The sequence below is a fragment of the Bradyrhizobium sp. genome (genome assembly GCF_016462955.1).
Classification (GTDB): domain Bacteria; phylum Pseudomonadota; class Alphaproteobacteria; order Rhizobiales; family Xanthobacteraceae; genus Bradyrhizobium.
Genome location: NZ_JAEMSD010000583.1, coordinates 1 through 871 on the forward strand (window position 1 = coordinate 1; position 871 = coordinate 871).

The 871-nt window shown below is 69.3% G+C and carries 1 protein-coding gene; it reads left to right on the top strand.

Annotated elements, in window-relative coordinates; genetic code table 11:
- The coding region (locus tag JHD07_RS34900) for a M24 family metallopeptidase (protein ID WP_291630450.1) at nucleotides 1-871 on the top strand (871 nt) is incomplete at both ends.

An 871-nucleotide genomic window follows, 5' to 3' on the forward strand; every position in this document is an offset into this window, starting at 1 on the left:
GATGGCCTTGTTCGGGCTGTTCGGCTATCTCTGCGCCAAGCTCGGCGCCGATGCGCTGGTGCTGTCGGACAGCCACGCGGTCGCCTGGACCTTCAACATCCGTGGCGCCGACGTCGCCCATACGCCGCTGCCGCTGTCCTATGCGTTGGTGCCCAAGGACGGCCGTCCCACCATCTTCATCGACCATCGCAAGCTCTCCAACCTCACGCGCGACCATCTCGAGCAGTCCGCCGACGTGCGCGAGCCCGATGCGATGGCGCCGACGCTGATGGCGCTGGCCAAGAGCGGCGCGGCCATCGCGCTCGACAACGCCACCGCGGCCGACGCACTCAGCCGGCTGATCGCGGGCGCCGGTGGCAAGCCGGTGCGGGGCAGCGATCCGGTTGCGCTGCTCAAGGCGGTCAAGAACGCGACCGAGATCAAGGGCACCAAGACGGCGCATGTGCGCGATGCCGTGGCGCTGGCGCGCTTTCTCGCATGGGTCGATCGCGAAGCGCCAAGCGGCAAGCTCACCGAGATCGACGCGGTCGAGGCGCTGGAGACCTTCCGCCGCGACACCGGCGCGCTCAAGGACGTGTCGTTCCCGACCATCTCCGGCACCGGCCCGAACGGCGCCATCGTGCATTACCGCGTCACCCGCAAGAGCAACCGGCGGATCGCGCCCGGCGACCTCCTGCTGATCGATTCCGGCGCGCAATATGAGGACGGCACCACCGACGTCACGCGCACCATGGCGGTCGGAGAGCCCACGGACGAGATGCGCGACCGCTTCACCCGCGTGCTGCGCGGCCATATCGCGATCGCGCGCGCGGTCTTTCCGGACGGCACCACGGGCGCCCAGCTCGACACGCTGGCGCGGCAATATCTGTGG